Source organism: Methanobrevibacter smithii ATCC 35061, assembly GCF_000016525.1.
GTDB classification, from domain to species: Archaea; Methanobacteriota; Methanobacteria; order Methanobacteriales; family Methanobacteriaceae; genus Methanocatella; species Methanocatella smithii.
Map to the genome: position 1 here is coordinate 570,953 of NC_009515.1, position 25,623 is coordinate 596,575.

At 31.5% G+C, this 25,623-nt stretch carries 19 protein-coding genes; 6 read left to right on the forward strand and 13 right to left on the reverse strand.

Annotated elements, in window-relative coordinates; all coding sequences use genetic code 11:
- The first annotated feature begins 29 nt into the window (after nt 1-29).
- Entirely contained in the window at nt 30-983 is a 954-nt protein-coding gene (locus MSM_RS02990; RefSeq protein WP_011954003.1) for an SAM-dependent methyltransferase, read from the forward strand.
- On the opposite strand, the gene MSM_RS02995 is transcribed toward MSM_RS02990, so the two are convergent.
- Both MSM_RS02995 and MSM_RS03000 read right to left on the reverse strand, forming a co-directional pair.
- Nucleotides 980-2,233 (reverse strand): tripartite tricarboxylate transporter permease, encoded by a 1,254-nt coding sequence (locus MSM_RS02995; protein WP_011954004.1) that lies wholly within the window; start codon nt 2,231-2,233, stop codon nt 980-982. The genes MSM_RS02990 and MSM_RS02995 overlap by 4 nt on opposite strands.
- Before the next feature lie 117 nt (nt 2,234-2,350).
- Entirely contained in the window at nt 2,351-2,824 is a 474-nt protein-coding gene (locus tag MSM_RS03000; protein ID WP_011954005.1) for a MarR family winged helix-turn-helix transcriptional regulator, read from the reverse strand.
- Between the two features lie 236 nt (nt 2,825-3,060).
- Between MSM_RS03000 and MSM_RS03005 the strand changes: the two genes are divergently transcribed.
- The gene (locus tag MSM_RS03005) at nt 3,061-4,266 is read left to right on the forward strand and encodes an ISNCY-like element ISM1 family transposase (RefSeq protein ID WP_011953615.1); all 1,206 of its coding nucleotides are present in this window, start codon (nt 3,061-3,063) and stop codon (nt 4,264-4,266) included.
- Nucleotides 4,267-4,370: 104 nt separating this feature from the next.
- On the opposite strand, the gene MSM_RS03010 is transcribed toward MSM_RS03005, so the two are convergent.
- From MSM_RS03010 to pth2, 4 genes are all read right to left on the reverse strand, one after another.
- Entirely contained in the window at nt 4,371-4,640 is a 270-nt protein-coding gene (locus tag MSM_RS03010) for an elongation factor 1-beta (protein WP_004036554.1), read from the reverse strand.
- Between the two features lie 24 nt (nt 4,641-4,664).
- Complete coding sequence (locus MSM_RS03015) at nt 4,665-4,826, reverse strand: zinc finger domain-containing protein (RefSeq protein ID WP_011954006.1); 162 nt, start codon at nt 4,824-4,826, stop codon at nt 4,665-4,667.
- Nucleotides 4,827-5,483, reverse strand: coding sequence for an amino acid kinase family protein (locus MSM_RS03020; protein ID WP_048058610.1), 657 nt, complete (start codon nt 5,481-5,483; stop codon nt 4,827-4,829).
- 67 nt (nt 5,484-5,550) lie between these two features.
- Nucleotides 5,551-5,889, reverse strand: coding sequence for an aminoacyl-tRNA hydrolase (pth2, locus tag MSM_RS03025; RefSeq protein ID WP_004032358.1), 339 nt, complete (start codon nt 5,887-5,889; stop codon nt 5,551-5,553).
- A gap of 125 nt (nt 5,890-6,014) precedes the next feature.
- Here pth2 and MSM_RS03030 point away from each other — a divergent pair, with 125 nt between their 5' ends.
- Complete coding sequence (locus MSM_RS03030; protein ID WP_004032359.1) at nt 6,015-6,377, forward strand: hypothetical protein; 363 nt, start codon at nt 6,015-6,017, stop codon at nt 6,375-6,377.
- 148 nt (nt 6,378-6,525) lie between these two features.
- Nucleotides 6,526-8,304, forward strand: coding sequence for a ribosome biogenesis/translation initiation ATPase RLI (locus tag MSM_RS03035; protein ID WP_004032360.1), 1,779 nt, complete (start codon nt 6,526-6,528; stop codon nt 8,302-8,304).
- Here MSM_RS03035 and MSM_RS03040 read toward each other — a convergent pair.
- The 5 genes from MSM_RS03040 to MSM_RS03060 form a co-directional block, all read right to left on the reverse strand.
- The gene (locus MSM_RS03040; RefSeq protein WP_004032361.1) at nt 8,301-8,678 is read right to left on the reverse strand and encodes a putative zinc-binding protein; all 378 of its coding nucleotides are present in this window, start codon (nt 8,676-8,678) and stop codon (nt 8,301-8,303) included. The genes MSM_RS03035 and MSM_RS03040 overlap by 4 nt on opposite strands.
- Before the next feature lie 4 nt (nt 8,679-8,682).
- Nucleotides 8,683-9,438, reverse strand: coding sequence for a DUF362 domain-containing protein (locus tag MSM_RS03045; RefSeq protein WP_004036549.1), 756 nt, complete (start codon nt 9,436-9,438; stop codon nt 8,683-8,685).
- A gap of 2 nt (nt 9,439-9,440) precedes the next feature.
- The gene (locus MSM_RS03050; protein ID WP_004036548.1) at nt 9,441-10,628 is read right to left on the reverse strand and encodes a pyridoxal phosphate-dependent aminotransferase; all 1,188 of its coding nucleotides are present in this window, start codon (nt 10,626-10,628) and stop codon (nt 9,441-9,443) included.
- A 68-nt stretch (nt 10,629-10,696) separates the two neighbouring features.
- The gene (gene radB, locus MSM_RS03055) at nt 10,697-11,401 is read right to left on the reverse strand and encodes a DNA repair and recombination protein RadB (protein ID WP_004036542.1); all 705 of its coding nucleotides are present in this window, start codon (nt 11,399-11,401) and stop codon (nt 10,697-10,699) included.
- 39 nt (nt 11,402-11,440) lie between these two features.
- Nucleotides 11,441-12,022, reverse strand: a complete 582-nt coding sequence (locus MSM_RS03060; protein ID WP_004036540.1) for an L-threonylcarbamoyladenylate synthase — start codon at nt 12,020-12,022, stop codon at nt 11,441-11,443.
- A gap of 59 nt (nt 12,023-12,081) precedes the next feature.
- Here MSM_RS03060 and pgsA point away from each other — a divergent pair, with 59 nt between their 5' ends.
- On the forward strand, nt 12,082-12,648 hold the full coding sequence (gene pgsA / locus MSM_RS03065; protein ID WP_004032366.1) for an archaetidylinositol phosphate synthase: 567 nt from the start codon (nt 12,082-12,084) through the stop codon (nt 12,646-12,648).
- The gene (locus MSM_RS03070) at nt 12,645-12,890 is read left to right on the forward strand and encodes a DUF357 domain-containing protein (protein ID WP_004032367.1); all 246 of its coding nucleotides are present in this window, start codon (nt 12,645-12,647) and stop codon (nt 12,888-12,890) included. Before pgsA ends, MSM_RS03070 begins: the two co-directional genes overlap by 4 nt.
- Nucleotides 12,891-13,028: 138 nt before the next feature.
- Here the strand turns inward: MSM_RS03070 and fbp are convergent, their stop codons facing one another.
- Nucleotides 13,029-14,123: a fructose-1,6-bisphosphate aldolase/phosphatase gene (gene fbp / locus MSM_RS03075; protein ID WP_011954007.1), complete on the reverse strand. Its 1,095-nt coding sequence runs from the start codon at nt 14,121-14,123 to the stop codon at nt 13,029-13,031.
- A 172-nt stretch (nt 14,124-14,295) separates the two neighbouring features.
- A complete protein-coding gene (locus MSM_RS03080; RefSeq protein ID WP_011954008.1) occupies nt 14,296-25,350 on the reverse strand; it encodes an Ig-like domain repeat protein in 11,055 nt (3,684 codons plus the stop codon).
- Between the last annotated feature and the right edge of the window lie 273 nt (nt 25,351-25,623).

The window sequence follows — 25,623 nt, forward strand, 5'->3', positions numbered from 1 at the left end:
ATTACATATTAAAATCAATATACAGAAATATGACACAAAACTGCTCCTGTGGAAAAAATTGTATTACAACAAAAGAAAATATGGCCGGCAAAATAGCTGAACTGAACCCCTGTGAAAACTGTGAAGATGTTGCAATAAAAAAATTCAGTCCGTTAAATGAATTGATTGACTTTAATGAGCTTGACTCAGATTATAAAAAATGCAAATGTGGGAAACGACCTATCGACATTGTAATGAGCCATGTCTTAAAGATAATGATTGAAGAGGAAATAATTCCTCAAAATGCAACATTAAGAAGACACAGCCCTGTTCCCCTTCCATGTTTTTATTATTCTACACAAATGGCACAGTTTATTGGTAAAGATTCATTAGTGTTAATCCATCCTGATTTCAACAAAAAGGTTGCCAAAAGACTGACTGATGAAGTAGATGAAGTCAAAGGAGTTTTAAAAGGAAATCCTCAGGAAGTCAATGGTATGATTGACAAAGATTCCCATATAAAAAACTTTGAATTGCTGTCAGGCTGCTGCAACCGTTCAGACGTTATGAGAACACTTATCAAAAATAATGATGAAATGGAAAAAATAATCATAAACAAAGACCAGCACAAATACCATATTGAAGTAGCTCCAACAACAGAAGAAAAACTTATTAAACTTCACAATTACTTGGAAAACAGCAATATCAAAAAAGGAACAGCTATTGATGGAATGTGCGGTAACGGATCAATTGGAATCTATTTGCTCAAATACGGATTTGAAAAAGTAATATTCAATGATGTTTACAGCGAAGCTATTGAAAATCTGAAATTTAACCTTGAAGTTAATGAAATACTCGGAAATTATGAGATTTACAACAAAGCATTTGAAGATTTGGAAATTGAAAAATGTGATTTGTGTGTAATTGACAGTTATCCTCAGGCAGATATTGAAAAAATTATCAAAAAAGCCGAAAAAATAGCTGACAATGTGCTGATAATCTAAATAAACATTTGCATATAAATTACAATAGCCGGAACAATCAGAACTCCCATTAAATGAGACTTTCCAACTCCAATATAATGCGGCAGCATTCCAAGGGCAGTAGATGTAATCAAAGCCAGAGTCATGTAAAAAATTGGAGCTTTATAATATAATGTAAAAATGTATAAAATCCCAATTTGCAGGATAATCACAGCTATTGATAATTTACGGTAATCAACTCCACCCATTAATTTTGAAAAAGAGTCCCCTAATTTTAAACATAAAATCAGAGATATTGAAACTGCTATTAAAGATGCAAAAATAAAAATCATCAAATGGCTGATTGACATATCTGAGATTAAATAAGACATATAAACTGCTATGCCGCTTCTGGGATTTCCAATTATATAAATTGCCATTAAAGAAAAAAGACAATCTGAAATATTCAAACCGGAAGTAGCCAGTAAAAAATTAACTGTATCATCTTCTGAATTATCATTTGTACCGCTAGCTGCCTGAACTATTACAGTTCCCTGAGCAGGACCAAATCCCGGCAGAAATCCCAAAATAGCTCCTGTAATTCCACCAGCAAAAATGCTTTTAAATTTATTGAAATCTATGTTTAATTCATAAAAACTGTTCTGATGAGGAATAGTCGAATTATCATTTAAACTAAATAAAATTGTACTTATCCCAAATAACCCTGAAAAAATACACATCAAAGAAACTCCTGATGAAATTGGAGTTTGGAAAATTGCCCATCCCAAAATTCCTGAAAGCAAAAACAGCAATAATGACCATGCAAAATCTCTTTTTGAATTTGTAAGGGCATAAGTTAAATAAACTGAAGCTGAAAGCAAAATAATCCAAGTGTATGGCTTTGTAAGCTCATGTAAAAAAGGCAATGTCACTGCAAAAACAGGCATCATCAAAATCGTAATTACAATTGCCCCAAATCCTCCAACGGCAACAATTCTTATAACTTCTTTTGACCTTCCCTGTAGAACCATTCTGTGGCCTGGAAGAATAGATGTTGCAGTTCCCTCCTGAGGAACTCCCAAAAGCATTGAAGGTACAAATTCTGTCAATGCATGGGCTATAGACATGGATACCATTAAAACGCATAAAAATTCAGGAGACAAGAAACCTAAAATGAATGCAGACGATGCAAAAAGTATTGCACCGGCAGTATTGACGTGAATCCCCGGAATCATCCCAGTTAAAGTTCCGATTAAAATTCCTATAAAACAAGCAAATACTAATTCTAACATAGCTATTAATTAAATTAACTGCAATTTATACTTTGTTTAATTTAAATAAGAATATTTAGCTAGTATTGAAAAAATGTATCCAAAAAAATTAAAAAAAAATAGTGGTGCAGAAAATAATCAATATTTAAAATTATCAATTCTTTGCCTGTCAAACTCCAATGCCTTTAAAGCTAATCTTTCCAATGTTGTAAGTAACTCTCCTCTAGACATTTCCAGTTCATGTGCAATTTCCTCTTCCCATTCCAGTTCCTTATCATGTAAAAATTTACCTAATTCTTTTCCTTTTTCAGTAATGTCTATTTTATAAGCTCTTTTATTTTCCTCAGTATATTCCCTGGTCAGAATCCCTTTTTCTTCAAGCTCACCAAATGCTCTTGAAACTCCAGACCTGTCCATCAAACAGGCTGTTGCAATATCTGACTGAGTTGAACTTTCATTATAAAAAACATGCATCAGCATATAGTACTGATTTTTATTAATCCCAAAATCTTTAAGATAATGATTAATAAAAATGTCATGAAAAGAATGCAGGCTTATTATATGGCAAATCATATGGGGGCTTATTTTAATAAGATCATCTGTTGTATACATTAAAAAACACCATTGAAATTTATAATAAACATAAACAAGTTAATTGAAATCAACCCATTAGTTATCAACAGATTTAATTTTTTGAGTCTGTAAAATTTTATAGGCTTATTTGTTTTTTAATTTTTTACAGTTGAACTTTCATTTTGATGAAATTTCATTCTAATTTTTCTTTAATTTTAATATAAATGATTTAAAAATAGTAAAATACTTTAATAAGTGAGGACAAATAATATTTTATGACCAAACAAAACAAATCTGCCCTCAATAGTAATATAGACTTCATACAACTTAAACTTTATGATTTTTTTGATGAAAAAATTGATCAAGAAAAAATTATTTCAAAAAGATTGAATAAAACACCTAATTTTGAAAATACTAATCATAAACTATTTTTAGATGAAAATAATACTTTTAAATATGATAATCCCATTTGTCCAGTTTGTGGAAGCCACAAAATAATCAAAAAAGGCACAATAAAGAAAAACAAACAAAATACTAATGGAAAAACAACAGAATTCAAAGAACAGCAATATCAATGCAAAAAATGTGGAAAAAAATTCGGAATATACAATAATCCATTAATTGGTGAAAATAAACAATTTTTACAAGAAATAATGGATAAAATTCCAGGAATAATGAAAATAGGGTACCAATCACTTCGTAAAATAAGTAAATACTTTGAAATATTCCTTGGAATCAGAATATCTCATCAAACAATCAAGAACTGGTCTGACAAAAATCACGAAGAAAGCATCAGCAATGAAAAATTTGAATATTCTGGCTATTATTTATATGATGAGCAATTTTTAAGACTTAATGGAACTAGACACTACAGATTAACTTTATTTGATGCAATACTCAATATTCCAGTCACAGAACGAATAGTACGTCGCAGAATACCAAAAAACACGAAAAAATTTATCTTAGAATCAACAGAAAATAAACCATTCATTTGCCTAACAACCGATTTATTCCCAATGTATCGTAATGTAGCAGATGAAATAGAAGTAAAACATCAATTGTGCATATTTCATCTGTTTCAAACAATAAACCATAAATTAAAAGTATATTGTAGAAGAAACAAGATTAATGGAAAACAAAGAGACCATATTTACGAAAATGCACAAGAATTAAAAAACTGTTTCAGACAAAACTCAAAAAAAGAAGCAATAGAACAATTTAAACAATATTTACAAAAATATACGGCCATACCAGTTGTTTTAAAAGATTTCATAAGAAAACATATCATAAATCACTTCCACAGATACGTAGAATATCTTGATGATGAAAATATAGAAAAAACATCAAATAAAGTCGAAAATTACTACAGACAAACCAATCCTGAAAAAATAAAGAAAATATACAAAACCAAAAATGGAATCCTGACATTTTTAGACTATCAAATGCAAAATTGGACTGAAAAACACATTAAAATCAAATAAGCCTATAAAATTTTACAGACTCAATTTTTTGAAAAATAATATATAAATGTTGTTATGCACAACAATAATTTTATGAATATAAAAAAAGTAATTAAAAAGAAGATTTACATTAATCTTCTAGTATCAGTAATTTCCACACTAGCTACATCAGCTAATTTTGCCATAGCTTCTTCAGTAGATTCTGTTCCACCTTCACCATCTTCAATAATGAAAATAAGGTTTAATGCAACTAAACCAAATGCAATTGGTTCTTCTTCAATTTTGTGGAATTCTGCTTCAGCAGGCATAGCTGCTTGAATAGCTGCTTTTAAAGCTTCCAAATCTACATCAGGACTTTCTGGCATGATTTTTAAAGTTGCTACAACTTCACCCATCAACATTCCTCCATTACTAAGTATTTATGGTCCTTCAAAACCACATTCACATTTATAAGCATGACCGAAAGTACGGCATTTTTCACATCTTGCTATTTTTGCTCCACAAACAGGACATTCAAATTCAACGAAAGGCCCGGTTAATGGAATTTCTTGTTTACATGAAATACATTCTACTTCTTTCATCTAATCACCTATTATTTGTGTGTAATCGAAATTATAATTATCTATATTATCATCAATAAGAGATAACACCCTTTCAGGGTACTTTCCATTTACAACAAAACAATCAGACCCGAATTTAAGTAAAAGAGAAGGCAACATTAAGTCTATTGATGTTTCATCAAAAGTCAGTAGTTTTTTTGCATCAATGACATTAATAAATTCCGAACCTTCTTCATTAGGTTCTCGGGTATATATACCATTTACATTTGTTACTATTAAAAGCTTTGCATTTAAGGAGTGTGCAACATATGCTGCAATTGAATCTGAAGTTACATCCCATGAGCATTCAAAGGGATCTTCATTTTTCAAAAATTCAGAAACAATAAAAATAGGAGTAAAACCATTATCTGAAATTTTTTCAGCTTCGTCAATTGTATATGCCAATTTTGTAGAGTTTACTTTATCATTAACCAATTTAGATAAAATATCCATACATTCAATTGCAGTATTGTGACTGGCTTCATCAGAAAAATGATAATATGAATCATATTCCCTTATCAAATTAGCAAACTCCCCACCACCTAAAATAATCAAAGAATTTGTATTTTCCAGTTTTTTAGCTAATGTTATTGCATCTTTTGGAAATAAACTTCCCCCAATTTTAACAACCTGTTTGATAATGATATCTCCAACCTAATTTACTATGTGTTTAATTAAAACTAGCTATCATTAAATTAAATAAAACTCATAAAAGTTTTAAATCCCCAGTTATCTTATCCATTATTTCATCTTCATCAGGCCCAATGCCCAAAACTGTTGTGGTTGATGTAGGTAACTGAGTCCTTCCAGCATCAACTACCAAATAATTAGAAACATTGTTTTTATCGGCTTCCTTTTTAAGGTCCAATAATTCTTCCAAAGAATCCACTTTACAAACTACCTTAGCATAACCGTCAGATTCCCATTTTTTAATTAATTTAGAATCTGTTCTTTTATATGAACCTATAGAACCATGACAACATTGAGCAGCAATTTTTCCCTTGCCCATTTTTAAATCTCTTCTTACAACCATCACTTGTTTCATACACACATTTTTCTATGTGTCCACTTAAATAATTTTAGCTCCAATAAAGTATAATACTTATAATGTTTATATAGATTATTACTATTTTAAGTGAAAAAAATTTACTTAAATAAGGAGATGAGCCTATGAATAAAAAAGTTATTGTAATACTAGTTGCCATCTGTATAATAGGTGCAATTACAATACCTGCATTTATTTCAGAAAATGACTCTTCAAAATCAAATACAAAAAGTGATTTTAAAATCAAGATTGAAAGTGGCGGAACATGGAGACTTGATCTTATAGTTGATGGGCATCATTCACTTATAGAAGGAAACGGTTCCAGAACAATCAACCTTGGAAACATAGATTCTGCAAGTATAACATTTAACCAATATAAAGGCGGACCTTCTACAATTTCATTATTAGATGGAGACAATACTGTCATAAATAGGGGAAGAGCTCCTAACGAAGGTTTTGCAACTGTGTACTTTTATCATAAAGCTTAAAATGGAAGTTTAAACTTCCATGTCTATTTTTTAAAAACTCAGTTTAAAACTTAAATACTTCCTAACCAAATCCTTTAAAAATGAAAAAAAACTAATATAAAAATACTATTAATTTTTATTTTTATTATTATAATTAAAGGAGATATAAATGAGTCGTATTTCTATATTAGACAAAGACAAATGTCAACCTAAGAAATGTAATTTCGTTTGTATTGATTACTGCCCAGGAGTCAGAATGGATGAAGACACAATCATCATTGATGAAGACACTAACAAACCATTGATTTCTGAAGAATTATGTGAAGGATGCGGTATTTGTACAAACAGATGTCCATTTGATGCTATTTCAATTATTAACTTACCTGAAGCTATAGGAGAACCAATTCACAGATTCGGACAAAACCAGTTTGAACTATTTGGACTTCCTAGTTTAACTGAAGGTAGTGTTTTAGGTTTGCTCGGTCCAAATGGAATCGGTAAATCAACAATAATGAACATACTGTCCGGAACTTTAATTCCAAACTTAGGAGATTATGAAAACCCTCAAGATAATTGGGACAAAGTAATTGAACATTATAAAGGTTCAGCTCTTCAAAACTACTTTACAAAATTAGCCGCTGGAGAAATAAAAGCTGTTTTAAAACCTCAAATGGTGGATCAGCTTCCAAAAGTTGTAAAAGGAAAAGTAAGTGATTTGCTTACAAATGTTGATGAAAGAGGAAAATTGGATTATGTCTGTGATGAATTAGACCTTCATAATGTTTTAGACCGTGAAATGAAAAACTTAAGTGGTGGGGAACTCCAAAGAGTAGCTATAGCTGCAACTGTCTTAAGAGAAGGAGACTTCTATTACTTTGACGAACCTACATCCTGGCTGGATGTTTCACAAAGGTTAAATGCAGTAAAAGTAATCCGTTCACTTGCTCAAGACGGCAAAAGTGTTTTAGTTATTGAACACGATTTGGCTACTTTAGATGCATTGTCCGACAATATCCATGTTTTATTTGGTGAACCTGGAGGATATGGTGTTGTATCAGGTAGAAAAGGTGTTAGAATTGGAATCAATGCATACATCAACGGATTTTTAGCTGAAGAAAATGTAAGGATAAGAAGAAATCCTATTGAATTTACAATCAGACCACCGACTCCTGAAGATGAAGGAGAATCACTGTCCAGCTATTCTGATTTAAGTAAGGATTATGACGGATTCAAATTAACTGCAGATGCTGGAGAAATATTCCACGACGAAATCGTAACTGCATTTGGTTCAAATGGTATAGGAAAAACCACTTTCGCCAAAATGCTGGCAGGAGTAGAAGAACCGACAAGCGGAGAAGTAGACACAGAAGTTACAATAGCTTACAAACCACAATATATAGTTTCTGATTTTGAAGGAACTGTTAGTGACTTCCTGTACATGAATGCTCCAAGTTTCGGAAGCAACATCTTTAAAAGCGAGATTATGGAACCTTTTAAATTAGAAGATATGCTTGAAAAAGAAGTTAAAAAGTTAAGTGGTGGGGAACTCCAAAGACTTGCAATAGCTGCAACACTTTCAAAAGATGCTGAAATTTATCTTTTCGATGAACCTACTGCATTTTTAGATGTGGAACAAAGATTAATAGCTGCAAGAGTTATTAGAAAAATGGTTGAAAGCAGAAATGCAGCATCACTTATTGTAGACCACGATATTGTATTTATCGATTATATCTCAGACAGGGCAATGGTATTTAACGGTACTCCCGGTTTAGAAGGTCATGCATCCAAACCGACAGATTTAAGAACTTCCATGAACGAATTTTTAGGAAATCTAAATATTACTTTCAGAAGAGATAAAGAAACAAAAAGACCAAGAGTTAATAAATTAGACAGCTATCTTGATCGTGAACAAAAAGAAAAAGGAGAATATTATTACTTATCAGATTAAATATTCTCTAATTCTTTTAAAATATAATCTTTTAAAGCCTTAACGGCCTTTTCACCATCATCATCTAACCTAACTGAATCATTAGGATTCAAATCATTTTCTTTGACAATTGATTCGGCATCTATGTTTTTTACTATATCAACATCTTTTTCTTTTAGAATAGTTGAAACACAATCGTCTGTACAGCCAGTTATAGACACTACTTTTGCATCTTCCAAAATAGGACTGCATTGATTTGGCTGTGCAGAATATTCAGTTATACATGCTGCAACAATATTTTCATTATCTAGAGCTAATTCCACAGTAGCAGCCCTTACTACTAAACCAAGGGGACTTAATCCGCTACATGACACTAATGCTATTTTATCATTCATATAATCAACCTCTCTTTTTAGCTACTCTTTTATCATATTTTTGCTTTATTTTAATATAACCTTTTTTATAAAATGGACAAACCAGCATACACTGGCTGCATCCTTCCCTATGGGCAGTGCAAACTTTTCTTAAAACCAGCTCATTTTCATCAAATGCATTTTCAGGACATTTCCTGATACATTTTCCACAGGTTTTACAAAATTCCCCAACCCAGCACATGTCATTTTCCTGTTTAAAAGGCAAGTTTTCAATTGATGTGTGAATCATGAAAAATCCTATATTTAAACCCTCTTTAAAAAGACACATATTGCTTCTTGTAATGACCGCATCATTTGACTGCATAGCTATTGCCCTTAAACTAATTTTATCATCTAATGGATTAAGCAGTTCTGCACTAAATTCGTTTTTTCTTAAAAAATCAGCAAAACCATACATTTTACGGCCAATTTCCTGAAATTCATCATCTATAAGCTTGCATTTTAGTTTTGATTGATCCATTTCCAAAATTTCAGGAGACATCAAATATTTAAAAATAATAACATTGTCAAAATCAATATTCCATTCTTTCCTAAAATCATCACTTAATTTAGAATAGCTAATGCCTGCACAATTATTTTCAGCAGCCAATTTTTCCAAATCTTTTAAAACAGAATTATCAATTTGAGTTTTGGGATTTGCAGGATTTGAAACTTTATAAAAATTAGGTAGCGGATGATGATATCTGAATCTGAAATCCTCATCCATAATTTCGAAACACATGATTATTTCCTTAATGCTTCAACAGCTTTAGGGAATTCTTCACAGAATACTTTTATTTGCTCCTCAGGAATAGAATAACTTATACGCAAATAATTATCCCCAAATAAATTACTGGTATATTCTCCTTCCCTTGTGAATATTTTTCTCTTAAGCAAGTAATTTGACATATCTTTAGGACTGATACCTGCACCAGATAAATCAATTGCCATCATATTAGCTTCAGACGGATAAACCGGTAAAAACACACCATCAATTTCATCAACAACCTCTTTAATTAATTTTTGATTATTGAATGTGATTGATTTTATTTTATCTTCCCATTCGCTTTTGGATTTTAAACCTGCAATTGCACCATACTGAGCAATTATATTAACTCCCAAATCATTGACAACTGCATTTTTTAAAACATCAATGATATCGGAAGTTGAAACCACTGCCCCAATCCTAACACCAGCCATTCCGAATATTTTTGAAAAACTGTAAATAGTCAGGGTTTGTTCAGGCGCATAATCTGCAGCCAGATAATGATTCCTTGCAAAATCTTTGTATGTTACATCATCTAAAAGATAAATGTCATTTTCAATAGCAATCTCAGCAAACTCTTTTATTTCTTCTTCAGTATAACCTGAACCTAATGGATTTAACGGATCGATTAAAACTACCATTTTAGTGTTTTCATCCATATTCTCACGAAGAAGTTCAGGAGTTAATTTATAGCCACATTCCTCATTATAAACCGGAACATACCTTACTTCACCTGCAAATCTGTTTGCAAAGTTTCCGATAATTAAATAACCCGGATCAGACATGACCACATTATCCTGAGGTCCCAATAATGCCTGCATACAAAGGTATAATGATTCAGTAGCTCCAGCAGTTAATAAAACATCTGAATTTTTAAAACCTAAATCGTCTAAAATTAATTGCTTAAGTTCTGAAAATCCTTCTGGAGGTGGATATTTACAGTATTCTTTAGCTTTAGCACAGCTAGCCATAGCATCAGCTATAATATCACCATGTAAATGATTTGTGTTTTGACCCATCCAAATCATATCTTTATCCATGAATACATCTTCAAAAAAATCGTTTGAAGATTCATATCCTTCAGGAGGAACTCTTACAACCTTTTCAAATTTCTTTTTAGGATGTTTTATGTTACCTTCCTCATAACTGCTTAAATTATTTTTCATAAAAATCACATAATACTAATAAAATTCCAAAGTAATTATTTATTTTAAGTTATTTATAAAATTAATGTTTAAATAATTCCCCTTTCCACTATTTTAAAAGTAGCCTGTTTACCTTCACCGATACTTCTATGTCTTTTTAGTGTAGCTACTCTTTTATTAAACTCATCATTTCGCTCTAACTGAATAATAGTTTTACTCCAGTACTGCAAAATAGTTCCTCCGACTGCTTTAACAACGTCCTTGTTATCATCATCAAAAGAACTGTAAATTTGATTGGTAAGTACAACTGCAACATCATAATTACGAGCTATTTTAGCTAAAATCCCCATCTGTTTACCTAATTCCTTATTAAGTCTTGAAGATTTCATATCATCAACACGATAAAGAGCAACAGCTGAATCCAAAACACATAAATCCACATCATCATGATGCTTTCTAATCCAGAGCTCAATAGTTTTAAGATTTTCATTTTGCTCTAAAAATGAAGTCGGTTCAAAAACTATAATATTATTAACTATTTTAGGAAAATCTTCCCCTGCTATTTGTTTAATTCTGTTGATTGAAATTCCCCCTTCAGTATCAACATAAACAACTTTTTTACCCTGTTTAGCTACATTAACTGCCAATACCAAAGAGATATTACTTTTACCAGAACCGGGCGGACCGAATATCTGAGTAACAGTTCCTTTTTCCACTCCCCCGTCCAATAAATTATCAATACCTGAATTAGTTGGGATTTTATGATTATCCTCAAAATTAGCCAAGACTTTCATAATATATTATTTAGTTATACAAAGTATATATTTTTAAGCTTACCTTTTAACAAAAATAGGTTCTTCAGCAGTCAAATCAATAATTGTTGATGGATTTTTAGATTTTAAAGGACCTACATCAATAACCAAATCAACTTCACATCCTAATTGTTTCAATATTTCTTCAGGAGTGTCCAATGTATTTTCACTTGATATATTGGCGCTGGTGGTAGTTATTGGAAAAAGTTTAGCTAAATTACATGCAATCTCACTTTCAGGAACACGGATACCCACATTAGCAGACCCGCTTGTCAGATGTCTCGGAACAATTTTTGACTTTTTTAAAATAAATGTATAAGGTCCAGGCAAATATTTGTCCATAAAATTAAGCTGGTTTACAGAAGCCCTTGAAACCAAAGGAATTGCATCTTTAGAAGAAACTAAAAGAGAAATCGGTTTTAAATAGCTTCTTTTCTTAATATTATAAACTCTTTTAACAGCTTTTCTATTGAAAATATTAGCTCCCAAACCGTAAACAGTATCGGTAGGATATAAAATAACTCCGCCATCAGCTAAAACTTTAACAGCCTCATCAATGACCTTTTTATCTACTTTATTTTGATTAGTTTTTAATATTTTCATTAAATTACCCGAATATTTTGTGAACAATTATATATGAGTAAAATCTTTATATATAAATTATGCTTGAAAGTCTACGTCCTTTTTTAACAAAAATATTAAATCCGCTGGCCAAACATTTAAATATAAATCCGAATATCGTAACAGTGATTTCTCCGTTTATTGCAGTTCTTGCTGCTTACGGATTTGCCAATCATTTACTGATTATTGGAACATTAGCTATTTTACTAAGCGGATTTTTAGATGTTGTAGATGGTGCAGTAGCCAGATATCACAACAAAACTTCAAAATTTGGAGCATTTCTGGACTCAACAATGGACAGATTTGCAGACGCCATAATCTACATAGGAATAATATTTGGAGGATACTGTGACTGGTTTATCGGTGTTCTGGCCATACATTCAGCAATTACAGTCAGTTATGTTAGAGCTAGAGCAGAGTCCCAGGGAGTTGAATGTAAAGTTGGAATAGCTGAAAGAGCTGTCCGTATGATAATATTAATGATCGGAGCAGTTATCGGATATTTAACAAGCCCAATTTACTTTACATACACCATAATAATTTTAGTAATATTATCCTACATTACAGTAGGGCAAAGAATATATCACGTATGGAGACAACTTAAATGAATGATTTAGAAAGTGCAGAAAAAATAAGTATTGACATTAAGAAATTGGAACGCAATCTGAAACAGGTTGAAGACATAAACTTTGAAGGTAAAGAAAAAGAAGTTTATGACAGAGCTGTTGATTATATGAACGATTCAAAATATTATCTTGAAAAGAAAAAAGATATGCGTACAGCATTTGGATGTATCGAATATAGTCATGGATTATTAGATGCTCTTAGAATGATTCATGGTTTAATTTAAACAAAAAATCAATTAAATTCCACCATTTAATAAAAAAACCGTCCCCATTTACCATCTGCAGCTTAAAAATAAAGTATTTGATTTACAATAATATAAAAAAAGTAAAAAAAAGCAGAGATTAATTAAAATCCCTTAAATTTATTCCATATCTTCGAATCTATCTTCGAGTTTTGCCATTACACCAGGTAATGAAGTATATTCCATTTCTTCAGCAGGTAATCTGTGAGGTTCAAATGGACCGTGTCTTCTGATGTAGGTAGCGATTCTTGCAGATTCTTCCCTAGTAGGATCAAATGCAGGGTCATCAAATAAGTCAACAGGACCTATTAATTTAGCATCAGATACTTGGAAACCTAAACCGATTACTCTAGGTGGTCCGTCAAATCTAATTGGGTTTGCATCTCTTTCAGATACAGGCATCATAGGACCGTTGTGGGAACCTCTCATCCATCCACTTACCATGTGAGGGAATGCAAATGGTTCTACACATTCACCATTAGCTGGGAAACCAGATTGTGCTCTTACAATAGCTGCAGGGTCATCTTTACCAACGTATTCTCCAGCCATTAAGTTTAATCTTTCAGTACTGATAGCTGCTGCGATTTCTCCGTTTTTCTTCCATACTCTTTTAATTACGTATCTTCCAGTAGAACCGATTAATGCGAGTAAATCGTACATTTCTTCAGGACAGTTTAAGATAACTTTTCTGTGTTCAATTACATCAAATACTTCAAATTTGAATCCATCATGTAAACTTGGGTCAATAACAAGACCTGCAGTGTTAAATGGATCTGCGAACATTTTAAAAATAGGTAAGTTAAATGCACCAGGTTCGGTTTTGTCACAGCAGTATACTAAAACAGGGTCACTTGGCCTTTCTTTGAATTCCATTTCAGCAACACCAGGACCCATACCTTTAATGTTTCCAGAAAAGGTGTCAGATAATAAATCTTGACCTGCACCGTATAATTTTAATTCACGTGCTCTTTCAGTAGCTTTCATGAAAGCATTGTAAGCAGTTTCGTGAACTTCTTCGTTTTCTTCCCCATTTCTATGAGTCATAATCAAGTCAATGTCGTCTCCACAACGGGAGATATAATAATCAGTTAAAATATTTGTCTCTAAAGCTTCTGCTAAAACTTCATCACAAATATCCATTAAATCTGGGTGTGCTACACAATGTCCAGACACACTTCCAATATCAGCTTTAATTACACTAACAGTTGTTTTCATTTAAACACCTCAAAATTGTATATTCTAAAGTTTAGTAGAAAATAAAAAGTTAAGCAACTAGCTTAAAAAATTATTTAATATACATTCATATTTTTGGATTGTATACTATTTAATAATTATGTTTTAAAATAAGTTAAAAAAAGAAAAAGATAAGAAGTTAAATTTTAACTTCTTAAGCTGAAATTGTTATTTTATTTGATGCCCAGCATTTGTCATATGTTGATGTTATGATGTAATCGCCAGGCATTAATCTGATGTTTAATCTAGCTACACCGTTTGCGTCGGTTGTTTTATGATAGAATACACCGTTTACATTAAATGTTATGTTTACACCTGTTACTGCTTTACCTTGACCGTCAACAAGTGTTGCGTTAAATGAACTGCCGTCAAGATACTTCATGGAGATATCCTCAGCAATGATTCTTGGTAAAACAGTTACCTCATTAGCTCTTTGTTCACCAGTTTCTGGATTGTAAGCAGTAATAATATATGAATTAGGATCTAGTCTAATATTTAAACTAGCCATACCGTTTTCATCAGTTACACGAGTGTAGAACACACCATTAATATTAAATTTAACAGTAGTATTTGCCAATGCATTTCCATCACTGTCTAAGAATTTAGCCACATATGATGTTCCATTAAGGAAGTATAATGTAGTGTCATTTCCTAAAATTGTGCTTTTAACTAATACAGTAGCATCAGCAGTTGCCATATCATAATCATCAGTTCCGTTAAATACTGCACTTACTTTGTATTCATTAGGAACTAATCCAATACCCATTGAAGCCATACCGTTTTCATCAGTGATTTTAGCATAAACCCTGCCATTTATTGTGAAGTAAACAGTTGCATTAACTATTGGATTTCCAAATCCGTCAACAAGTTTAGCAATAAGTTTTTGAGAACCTCCGAAGTATTTAACAACATCATCCATTATTAAAGTGGTTCTGGTGTTTTTATTAACTGTTATAGTTCCGTTAACAACCATGGAATCATATTTGTTATCTCCAGTGTAGAATGTTACAACTTTGTAGCTTCCTTCATCCAAACCAGGAATGATAACTTTAGCAGTACCGTTAACAACTGTTCCGTTATAATCTGTTCCGTTTATTGTTACAATTACACTTCCGGTTCCGTCTTCAGGAACACTAACAGTTATTGTAGCATTTTCACCTTTAACAATATCTGCAATATCAACAGTCATATTATAATCAGACACTTTGGAAACAGTAAAAGCAGTAGAGTTTTTAATAGGTGCATAAATGTCATCACCATTATAGAACACATCTACACTGTAAGTACCATTAGCCAAATCAGAAATAGTTACACTAGCCATTCCATATTTAGTCATAACAGTGTAATTTTTACCATTAACACTTATAATTACCTCACCAGTTGCATCTTCAGGCAATGCAACACTAATTACAGCATTTTCACCAACTTTAATATTATCAACAGCAATATCAATTGTAGAAGCTAATTTAGTTACATTGAATTTAGCACTATCTTCACTAGCTAAATATTTGTCATCACCATTAAATTTAGCAACAACATCATAAGAACCACTAGCCAAACCAGATAAAGTTAAAGATCCTTTACCATCAACAACAGCAACATTATAAATTGCATCACCAACAGTAACACTAACTACTCCAGAAGTTATTTCAGGAACAGCAATACTAATAACAGCATCCTCACCAACTTTAATATTATCAACAGCAATATCAATTGTAGAAGCTAATTTAGTTACATTGAATTTAGCACTATCTTCACTAGCTAAATATTTGTCATCACCATTAAATTTAGCAACAACATCATAAGAACCACTAGCCAAACCAGATAAAGTTAAAGATCCTTTACCATCAACAACAGCAACATTATAAATTGCATCACCAACAGTAACACTAACTACTCCAGAAGTTATTTCAGGAACAGCAATACTAATAACAGCATCCTCACCAACTTTAATATCACTAACATTGACAGTAGTTGTAGAAGCTAATTTAGCTACATTGAATGTTGTTGAATTGTATGAAGTTTTATAGTATTTATCACCATTATAGTAAGCAAATACAGGACAATCACCAGTAGTTAAATCAGCTATTTTTAAAGTAGCTACACTATCTGTAATATCTACAACATAGGTTTTACCATTTACGAAGAATGTAACAGTTCCTGTTGCACCATTAGTAACAGTTGCAGTAATTACTGCTTCTTCACCGCATTTAATGTTTTTAGCTTCAACAGCAATTGAAGAATCAATTAAATCAATAGTGAATTTAGTGGAATTATAACTTTCAGTTACAATGGAATTTCCATTATATTTAGCTTCAATATAATATACTCCAGCAGGCAAATCACTTAAAGTTAATTTAGCAGAACCATTAACAATAGCTACATCATATTTGTCACCGTCTACAATAACAGCAATGTTTCCAGTAGCTTTTTTATCAATAGTCACATCAATTAAAATTTTTCCAGGTTCTTCAGAAGTAATGTTGAATATTAAATCAGAACTTCTAGGATAGTTGTTTTCAACTACATTGTTTTTACCTGCTTTAATTTCAACAGCAGCATCTCCACCCAGATTACGAGTAATCAATAAGTTGCCAGTTACATTAGATCCGTCTACATTAATAAATGAAACTGCATAATGGCCGTCAACGTATATTCTGTTGTCACGTATATCAAATGAACGGTCTCCGTACATGTATTGAGCATAGCTGATACCATACATATAATTTTCAGGACTATAATCGCCCACGTTGTAAGTGTAGATTGTGTTGTTGTATATTTTTGCATTACCGTTTTGCACTTCAATACCTGAAACTAAAGCCCAGCTACCACTAGCAGAAGCTAAACCTGTTACATTAATTAAGTTATTTGCAATGTAAAGTTCAGATGTTCCGCCAGTCATACTTGCAAAGTAAATACCTAAGTTTGGACCGTTACTTATACTTGTAATGTTGTTTCCAATCATAGATACTTCACATTCTACGCCTTGTATTGCATATGCAGTACCTGCAGCATCTTTACCACCAGCAGTAGACATTTTAAAGTCATTATTGGAAATCATTAAGTTTTTATTGTATCCAATGTTAATTCCATAGAGGTAATTGCTTGTACCAGCAGGAATAAGTGTATCAATCATTGAGAAATTATTTCCATCAATTACACAGTCATTAGATCCGACAATAAACATACATTGTAAAGTAGGGAAGCTGGCACTTCCATCATTTGCAGTAGTGTTTACATTGTTTTTGGAAAATGTTACATTATTACATTCCCTCATCCTAATTGGATTTACAGTGTTTACACCCATCATGAAGTATTTCATATCATAATTAGATGCAAATAGGTAAGGTAAAACAGCAGTAATATTATTTCCATTAATGAATGAATTAGAAACACCATCTATATTAATAACGCATGCAGTTAATGTATCATCTTTAGGACATGATTCAAAGAAAATATTGCTGTTAACAACATTTAAGTTTGAAACACCATTTGCATTAATTGCAACAGCATCTACACTTTCTTTAATAATATAGCTAATGTTCATATTAGAAACATTTACATTATTTCCAGCTACCAATATGAGAGCTCCACCATTATCAGCACATGAAACATTAGAGATTAAAGTTAATCCGTTTAATACTACATTATCTGAAAGCACAGCAAATGCTATGTTTCTTAATACTGCATTATCGCTGGTTATTTTAAGAGGAGTTGTAATAGAAATAAGATTTACAATATCTGAGAATTCTCCTTTAAATATTAATTCATCGAAAGGAACTTCTTCTCTTAATAATCCGTCTTCATCAAAGTAGATAAAGAATGTTTCATTAGTTACAACATTTCCGTAAACTGAAACATCAGAAGTAGCATTAATTAAAGTGTATGTTTCATCACCATAAGTTACAGCAATATCATATTTACCTGCAGTCAAATCAGAAATAGTTACATTAGCTTTTGAATCAGTAAATGAAAGAACATATTCTTTATTATTGATTTTAAGCATGAATTTTTCAGTTAAATTAGATAATGAATCAACAGTCACATCAATTATTACATCAGTGCCTTCAAATACATCTTTTGCAGTAATTGTAACATTGACAATTCCTCCAGGAAGGTTGTCTTTTACAATGTTTGTTTCAACAGTAGAATTAACTGCATTATCACCTAATTTATCTCCAGCAATTAAATAGTTATTGGTAATTACATTATCTCCACCAGTTGCAAGAATTGCTGCATCACCAGTAGCAAGTACAATATTATTATATTTAATTGTGTTTTTAGCACTTTGAACAGTAAGCATACCTCCAAATGTGGAGTTAATTAATGTAGTGTTAGTTGCACTGGATTTAATAGTTCCAACACCACTAATAGATACATTTTCAATAACTGCATTTTTACCGCTTACAGATAAAGAAGCAGCAGTTACATTAGCTACTTTAGCTCCTGCCTGAACTGTTAAAGCTGCAGTTGCACTACTATTAGATACAACAGAATTAGAACTGACAGATATAGCTTTTGCAGTGTTATTGTAAGCAACTGAACCTGATCCGATAGTTAAAGTACCTGAAACAGTGTTGTTGTAAGCAATAGAACTAGCTGCAACACTCATACTAGCTCCTCCAATTAAAACATTGTCACAGTAAGTGTTGTTGTTAGGAGTAGCACCCCATGCAGGAACAATACCATTACCAGCATAATTAATTACATTTCCTGCAATTAAATTATTATTACCGTTAATTCCAATACCGTAACAAAATGCCGCAGCAGGACTTGGACCTGTTATTTTATTATTGATGATTTTATTGTAATCATTACTTAAATCACAGCCTGCATCGTTAAAGGTATTCAAGTAAAGTAAATTACCTACATTACCTTCACCGACAATAGTGTTATTTTCAACAGTACAATTTTGAACGTGAGTTAAAACAATACTGCTTGACCCACCATTATTGCTGGTGTAAATGTAGCTGTTCTTAAGAGTTACATTAGTAGATCCGTGACGTATAGCAGTAGTTCCAACACCAGAACCAACTCTTTTATTTTCAACAATTACACTAATATTATTTAAAACTACATTATGAGCATCATAAATCCAAACCTGAGTGTTATGGAATATAATACCAGACACATTGGATCCGGAACCTCCATTATTGATTGTAAAGCATGAACCTGGATTTTCTCCAAGTAAACTACCTGCAGTAGTGTTTAAATCAATAAATGCATCACCAGTAGTTGAAATCATATTAATTGGTTTATTAATAGCTAAATCAAATTTAACATCATCATGACTATAGAATTTACCTCTGAAGTCTAAAGTTGCACCTTCAGGAACATAATCTGCTAAAGTACCGTTAATAAAGTAATCAAAGAATGTTTCATTAGTTACAATACCATCAAATACTTTAAATGTTGTGCTGTTGGTTGAAGATTTAAATTTGCCATCACCATCATAATCCACTTTAACAGTATTTTCACCAGCAGGCAAATCAGATACTTTTAAAGTAGCTTTACCATCAGTTAAATTAACAGTGTAAGTTTTACCACCAACCATGATGTTTGCAGTACCAGTTGCAGCAGAATTAAGAGTTATGCCAATAACTGCTTCTTCACCAATCCATGCATTATTTACATCAATTATAATATCGGTAGACATAGGATAATTATTTTTAACTACATTATTAGTTCCTGATTTAAATATTGCTGCATCATCACCGTTTAACTCATGTGCATACAATGTGTTTCCAATTATTTGTGAATCTTTAGCAGATTTAATTAATACTGCATATTTTCCTTCAGAATAAATGGTATTATTCTGAATATCAAATTGGTGGCTTCCGCTGGTTGATTGTACATAAGTAATTCCTGCAATATTATTGTCATCATTATATTCGTTTACATTTTGAACATAGATAGTGTTATTATATGCTTTAGCTACAGTATCCTGGAATTCCATACCTGAAACCAAAGCAAATTCGGCAGGTCCAGCAAAACCAGTTACATTAATCCAATTATTCTCAACAGTAATTTCAGTAGCACCATAATAATTTTGTGAGTACACTCCTAAATTAGGACCGTTAGATACTGTGGTTAAATTATTTCCTTTAACTACAAAATTATTATAAGGACCTGTAACCTGTACAGCATAAGCAGCGCCGGCACCCTCTTTACCACCAGTAGTATTAAGTAATACACGATTATCTTCAACAATTACACTGTTGGATTCATAAAAATCAAGTGCATAAATATAACTTGAATTTCCTTTCAGAGTTATTAAATCAGTATGAGAAATAGTATTGTTTTTAATTAATAAATTATTAGCAGTATGAGCAATAAATGCATCGAAAGTAGGGAAATTAGCATTATTTCCTTTAGTCCAAGCAGAATTATCCACTATATTATTAATAATTTTAACATTTTCTGATTTTTCCACACCAATTGCAAATACCAAATCAGTGTCAATACTTCCCCAATGGCTGTACTCAACATCCACTAACGGACATGAAGTAGTAATTATATTTGAATCAACAACAGCATTGTTACTTTTTGCTATTTTTATACCCTGAGCAAATACTTTACCGTCAACATTGTTTCCAGTAAAAGTAATTGTACTGTTTACTAATTTAAAGTTATCTGCACCACTAGCATAAACTGCAATTGCATTATTAGAACCATCAGTAGCATTATAATCAATAGTAATATTATTCACTGTGACATCACTACCGATAGCATATATAAGTACACCATCAGTATCAGCAACATAATCAGTAGCATTTAAAGTTAAATTATTTAAAGTAGTTCCTTGTTCACACATTATTGCAATATTTCTTAATACTGCATTATCACCATTAATAACAATAGCTCTTGGAACATAAACAACATTTACACCAAGATTAGAGAATTCACCTTTGAATATCAAAGTATCAAAAGTAATATCTCCCAATAACATTCCGTCATCACCAAAGTAATCAAAGAATGTTTCATTAGTTACAATATTGGTTAATTCTTTAGTGGTAACTGGAACGGTTAAAGTTTGACTGCCTGATTTAACAGTAATTTGATCATTACCTTTTACAGTGTAAGTTACACTAGCTACCCCATTATCAGTAGCTGCAACATCACTGGATAAAGTTCCATTAACAGCTTCAAAATTAACATTAATAGATGGAATAGATTTAGCTAATTCTTTAATTACGCCATTTGCATTATAATGATTGAAGTTAACTGTTAAAATTTTTTCATTTCCAACTATGACCTTTTCAATACTTGTTGGATCAACACTCATGACAACCCAGTTAGAAACATCAACATCATCACATGGTTCATCATAATAATCTAAACCAGCACCAACTAAAGTTGAAGGATTGCTGTTAGTTCCCCACCAGTTATATTGAGCATTAGCACTTGGTTCACGGCCTTCATTGTAAATTAATTTATTAGTTCCTTTTCCAAGTAATGCAGAGTAATGTAAAGTTAAAATACCTGAATTGTAAATATCATCACCATAATAACCAGTATTTCCATTGGAAGCTGCATTAGCATCAAAAATGGAAGTTTCAATATTTAAGGTACCTTTATTATAAATAGCTCCACCATCTTTATTAGCTTTGTTTCCAATGAATTTGGAATCTTTAATGGTTGCAGTACTTGAATCAGATTCAATGTGAATTGCTCCACCATTTCCTACAGTAACTACATTATTTTCAAATGTTGCATTATTAACATTTAAAGTTCCTTTATTAAGCCAAATACCACCTAATCTAGCAGTATTATCAGATAGTGTAGAGTTAATTACATTTACAGCACCACCATCAATATATAAAAATGCATAAGTAGTACCTTTACCAACATTATTACTGGAAATAGATGTATTGATAATATCAAGATTACCTGAATTAAATATTAATCCGTAACCGTCATTTTCATAAATATTTGAATTAACAATAGTCATTACACCAGTATTATATATTGAACTTACAGTAGGAGTACTTCCTGATTTTTGAGTGTTTTTGTAAATGCTTACATTATTTAAGTTTACAGTTCCTTTACTTTGCATAACTCCACCATAATTATTTAATGCATTGGTAAATGCAACATTAGTGAAGTTAACAATTGTATTCTCATTTATATTCATGATTTTAGAAGCATTACCATCAATGATAACTTTTCCTGAACCAATCATTGCAAATGATTTAGCTATTGTTAAAGAATTAGCAATATAAGTACCTTCACCTACATGAATAGTGTAACCTTCAGCAACTAATTCAATTGCTTTTGCAATAGTAGCTACAGGACTATCCTGACTACCATCATTTGCATCACTACCAGTAGATGATACCCAAACATCAGTTACTGGAAGTTTTGCAACAACTTCAATAGTTAAAGTTTGACTACCTGATTTAACAGCAATCTGATCATTGCCATTTACAGTGTATGAAACAGCAGCAACACCATTAACAGTAGAAACAAGATTACTTGCTAAAGTACCATTAACAGCACTAAATTCTACATCAATAGCAGGAAGAGGTTTTGACAAGCCATTTATAGTATCAAAACTTGAATATTTGTTGAAATTAACAGATATTGTTTTTACATCACCTATTTCAGCATCTGTTACAGTAGTTGGATCTGCACTCATGATTACCCAATTGTTTAATGTTACTGTTGAAGGCACTAAATTCTTAGGAGAATTAGTTCCCCACCAGTTGTAATTAACTGTAGCAACACCAGATGCAGATTCAGCATTAGATATTGCATAGTCTCCTTCAGCAACATTATCTAATAAAACTGAATATGAAATGGTTGAATTACTGCCACCATTTAAGTATAATGCAGCACCTAATTTAGCCTGATTGTTTTTGAAAACAGAATCTGTAACACTGACATTACCGTTTAATGAAGTGTATATTGCTCCTCCCTGACCACCAGTGAATTTTCCAGGATTAGCTTTGTTATTAATAAACATAGATTCTTTTATAATACATTCTCCACCAGAAACAAATAATGCTCCTCCCTGACCAGTATTTGCACTATTACTTTCAAATGTAGAATTAATTATATTAACAATACCTATAGTTGCATCAGATGATTTAGTTGCATAAATAGCTCCACCATATTTAACAGCATTATTTCTAAATACAGTATTGGAGATAGTTGCATTTGCTGAAGTTGTATAAACTATACCATAAGAATTAGAAAATGAAGTCATATCATTATTATAAAACTCAGAATTATCAATAACTAATAATGTATCATTTTGATTGTTTACAACACCTTTGCCTGCAGAATTTTGATAAAATTTAGAATTATTAATATTTAATTTATTTTTATTAGTAATTATAGTTCCAGAATTACCAGTGGCCTTATTTGAATAAAAGTTAGAGTTAGAAATGGTTAACTTACCTTCATTTGAAATAGCACCTACAAGAGCATCATTACCATTTGTGAAAGACAAATTAGTTAAAACAACAGTTGCATCAGCAGTTACTTCCATAATTTTTGAAGCATTACCATCAATTACTGTATTAGCACTACCTTCTAAAGTTAAACTTTTAGAAATGCTTAAAGTTTTATCATTTACATAATTACCATCAGCAATATGAATAGTATAACCATCTCCAGCAAGTTCAATAGCTTTTGCAATAGTAGCTACAGGATTAGCTTGACTACCATCATTATCATCACTACCTGTAGTTGCTACCCAAATATCAGCTGCTGCTTGTTTTGCAACAACATCAATAGTTAAACTTTGACTACCTGATTTAGCAGTGATTTTATCATTAGTTGTAGTAGTGTATGTTACAGTAGCTATACCATCTACACTAGCTACATTATTTTTACTTAAAGTACCACTAACAGCACTAAAGTCAACATTAATTCCAGAAATAGACTGAGCTAAATCTTGAATACTACCAGAAGCATCAGTATAATGATTAAAGTTAACACTTACATCAATAGCTTTACCACTTTCAGCATCAATAGTAGTTTCAGGAGTACTCATAACTACCCATTTATTTACATTATCACCAGTATAAGTATTAGTTCCCCACCAGTTGTAATCTAAATTAACAGTTGGAGTAACTCCAGATGCAATATTTAAATTTTTACTGAATCCATTATTCATAATAGAAGAATAAGTTAAATTAACAATGGAATTTTTAAAAATATAAGCTAATGCACTAGTATCTGCATTACCAAAAGTATTGTTTTCAATTATACAGTTAGTCATATTTAATGCAGTTACAAAATTAGCATAGCCCAAATATAACAAATATTGACCATTAATTCCACTTTCTGTTTTTCCAATTACATTATTGGAAATTACAGTATTGGAAATAGTTAAAGTACCCTTATTTTCTATAAGAGACATCATAGGTCCACTAGCTCCAGTTATACGAGAATTAGTTAAAGTTACAGTTGCATCTTTGTTATCTAAATAAAACACATTTCTTAAATGTACCGCAGCACCAGTTACAGAATCAGATAATTTAGGATTAATAATAGACAAATTATCAAAATTATATTCACCAGTGCCTGAAATATAAACAATAGATCCCCTAGTTACTCCACAGGTCACATCTTTTATTGTAGAATTAATAATATCTGCAACACCTGTTGTGTATAACTGCATTGCACCAAATTTAGCACTAATATCTGTAAAAGTACAATTAATTACTTTAAGATTTCCATTACCACCTACTCTTAAACCACAGGAACTACCACTAGCAGATGAAACCCCTGTGAAAACAAGATTAGTGAATTCTAAAGTACAGTCATTTTCAAGACATTCAAATACATTTGCACCATTACTACTTAATATAACATTACCTTCACCAACAAAAGATAAAGTTTTATTAAGACTTATTTTTCCCTGATTATAAGTTCCTTCTTTAATATGAATAGTAGATCCACTTTGAGCTAAGTCTACAGCTTTGCTGACACTAGCTACAGGACTAGCTTGACTACCATCATTATCATCACTACCAGTAGTTGCTACCCACACCTCACCAGATGGAGAATCGCCAACTACCTGAGAATCCTCTGAACTTATCTGATTAGCAAATACAACATCATCGACAGATATGTCTTCACTAATACCAATTGCATCAGATGAATTCATAACTATCTCATTACTATCTGCTGCACTTACACAAGATATTGAAAATGCCACAATAGCTATGAGACAGATTAATAAAATTTTCTTATCCATGAGTATCCTCCTTTTTATTTTATTTTGAAAATTTTAAGTTTTTGAAAGTTTTTATATTATCAAACATCACCAATATATCATTATAACCCCCACAATAAGTTAAACTAGCTTTAAACCAGCAAAACACACATCTATAAATTCAAAATAAATTTATCAAAACTAAACAAATTTTGAATATGATTTATATTTATATTATAAGGATATATTTAAGATTTATCAAATAATTTTGAAAAGTAAAAAATAAGTTACATCAGAATTTAAAAAAAAGAAGAA

Coding starts and splice junctions, on each gene's coding strand:
- MSM_RS03030 (WP_004032359.1), top strand. CDS start 6,015: ATGAATAAAAAAGTTATTGTAATACTAGTTGCCATCTGTATAATAGGT.
- MSM_RS02990 (WP_011954003.1), top strand. CDS start 30: ATGACACAAAACTGCTCCTGTGGAAAAAATTGTATTACAACAAAAGAA.
- pgsA (WP_004032366.1), top strand. CDS start 12,082: ATGCTTGAAAGTCTACGTCCTTTTTTAACAAAAATATTAAATCCGCTG.
- MSM_RS03015 (WP_011954006.1), bottom strand. CDS start 4,826: ATGAAAGAAGTAGAATGTATTTCATGTAAACAAGAAATTCCATTAACC.
- MSM_RS03010 (WP_004036554.1), bottom strand. CDS start 4,640: ATGGGTGAAGTTGTAGCAACTTTAAAAATCATGCCAGAAAGTCCTGAT.
- MSM_RS03070 (WP_004032367.1), top strand. CDS start 12,645: ATGAATGATTTAGAAAGTGCAGAAAAAATAAGTATTGACATTAAGAAA.
- MSM_RS03040 (WP_004032361.1), bottom strand. CDS start 8,678: ATGAATGATAAAATAGCATTAGTGTCATGTAGCGGATTAAGTCCCCTT.
- radB (WP_004036542.1), bottom strand. CDS start 11,401: ATGAAAGTCTTGGCTAATTTTGAGGATAATCATAAAATCCCAACTAAT.
- MSM_RS03060 (WP_004036540.1), bottom strand. CDS start 12,022: ATGAAAATATTAAAAACTAATCAAAATAAAGTAGATAAAAAGGTCATT.
- MSM_RS03000 (WP_011954005.1), bottom strand. CDS start 2,824: ATGTATACAACAGATGATCTTATTAAAATAAGCCCCCATATGATTTGC.
- MSM_RS02995 (WP_011954004.1), bottom strand. CDS start 2,233: ATGTTAGAATTAGTATTTGCTTGTTTTATAGGAATTTTAATCGGAACT.
- MSM_RS03005 (WP_011953615.1), top strand. CDS start 3,061: ATGACCAAACAAAACAAATCTGCCCTCAATAGTAATATAGACTTCATA.
- MSM_RS03050 (WP_004036548.1), bottom strand. CDS start 10,628: ATGAAAAATAATTTAAGCAGTTATGAGGAAGGTAACATAAAACATCCT.
- MSM_RS03045 (WP_004036549.1), bottom strand. CDS start 9,438: ATGTGTTTCGAAATTATGGATGAGGATTTCAGATTCAGATATCATCAT.
- fbp (WP_011954007.1), bottom strand. CDS start 14,123: ATGAAAACAACTGTTAGTGTAATTAAAGCTGATATTGGAAGTGTGTCT.
- pth2 (WP_004032358.1), bottom strand. CDS start 5,889: ATGAAACAAGTGATGGTTGTAAGAAGAGATTTAAAAATGGGCAAGGGA.
- MSM_RS03080 (WP_011954008.1), bottom strand. CDS start 25,350: ATGGATAAGAAAATTTTATTAATCTGTCTCATAGCTATTGTGGCATTT.
- MSM_RS03035 (WP_004032360.1), top strand. CDS start 6,526: ATGAGTCGTATTTCTATATTAGACAAAGACAAATGTCAACCTAAGAAA.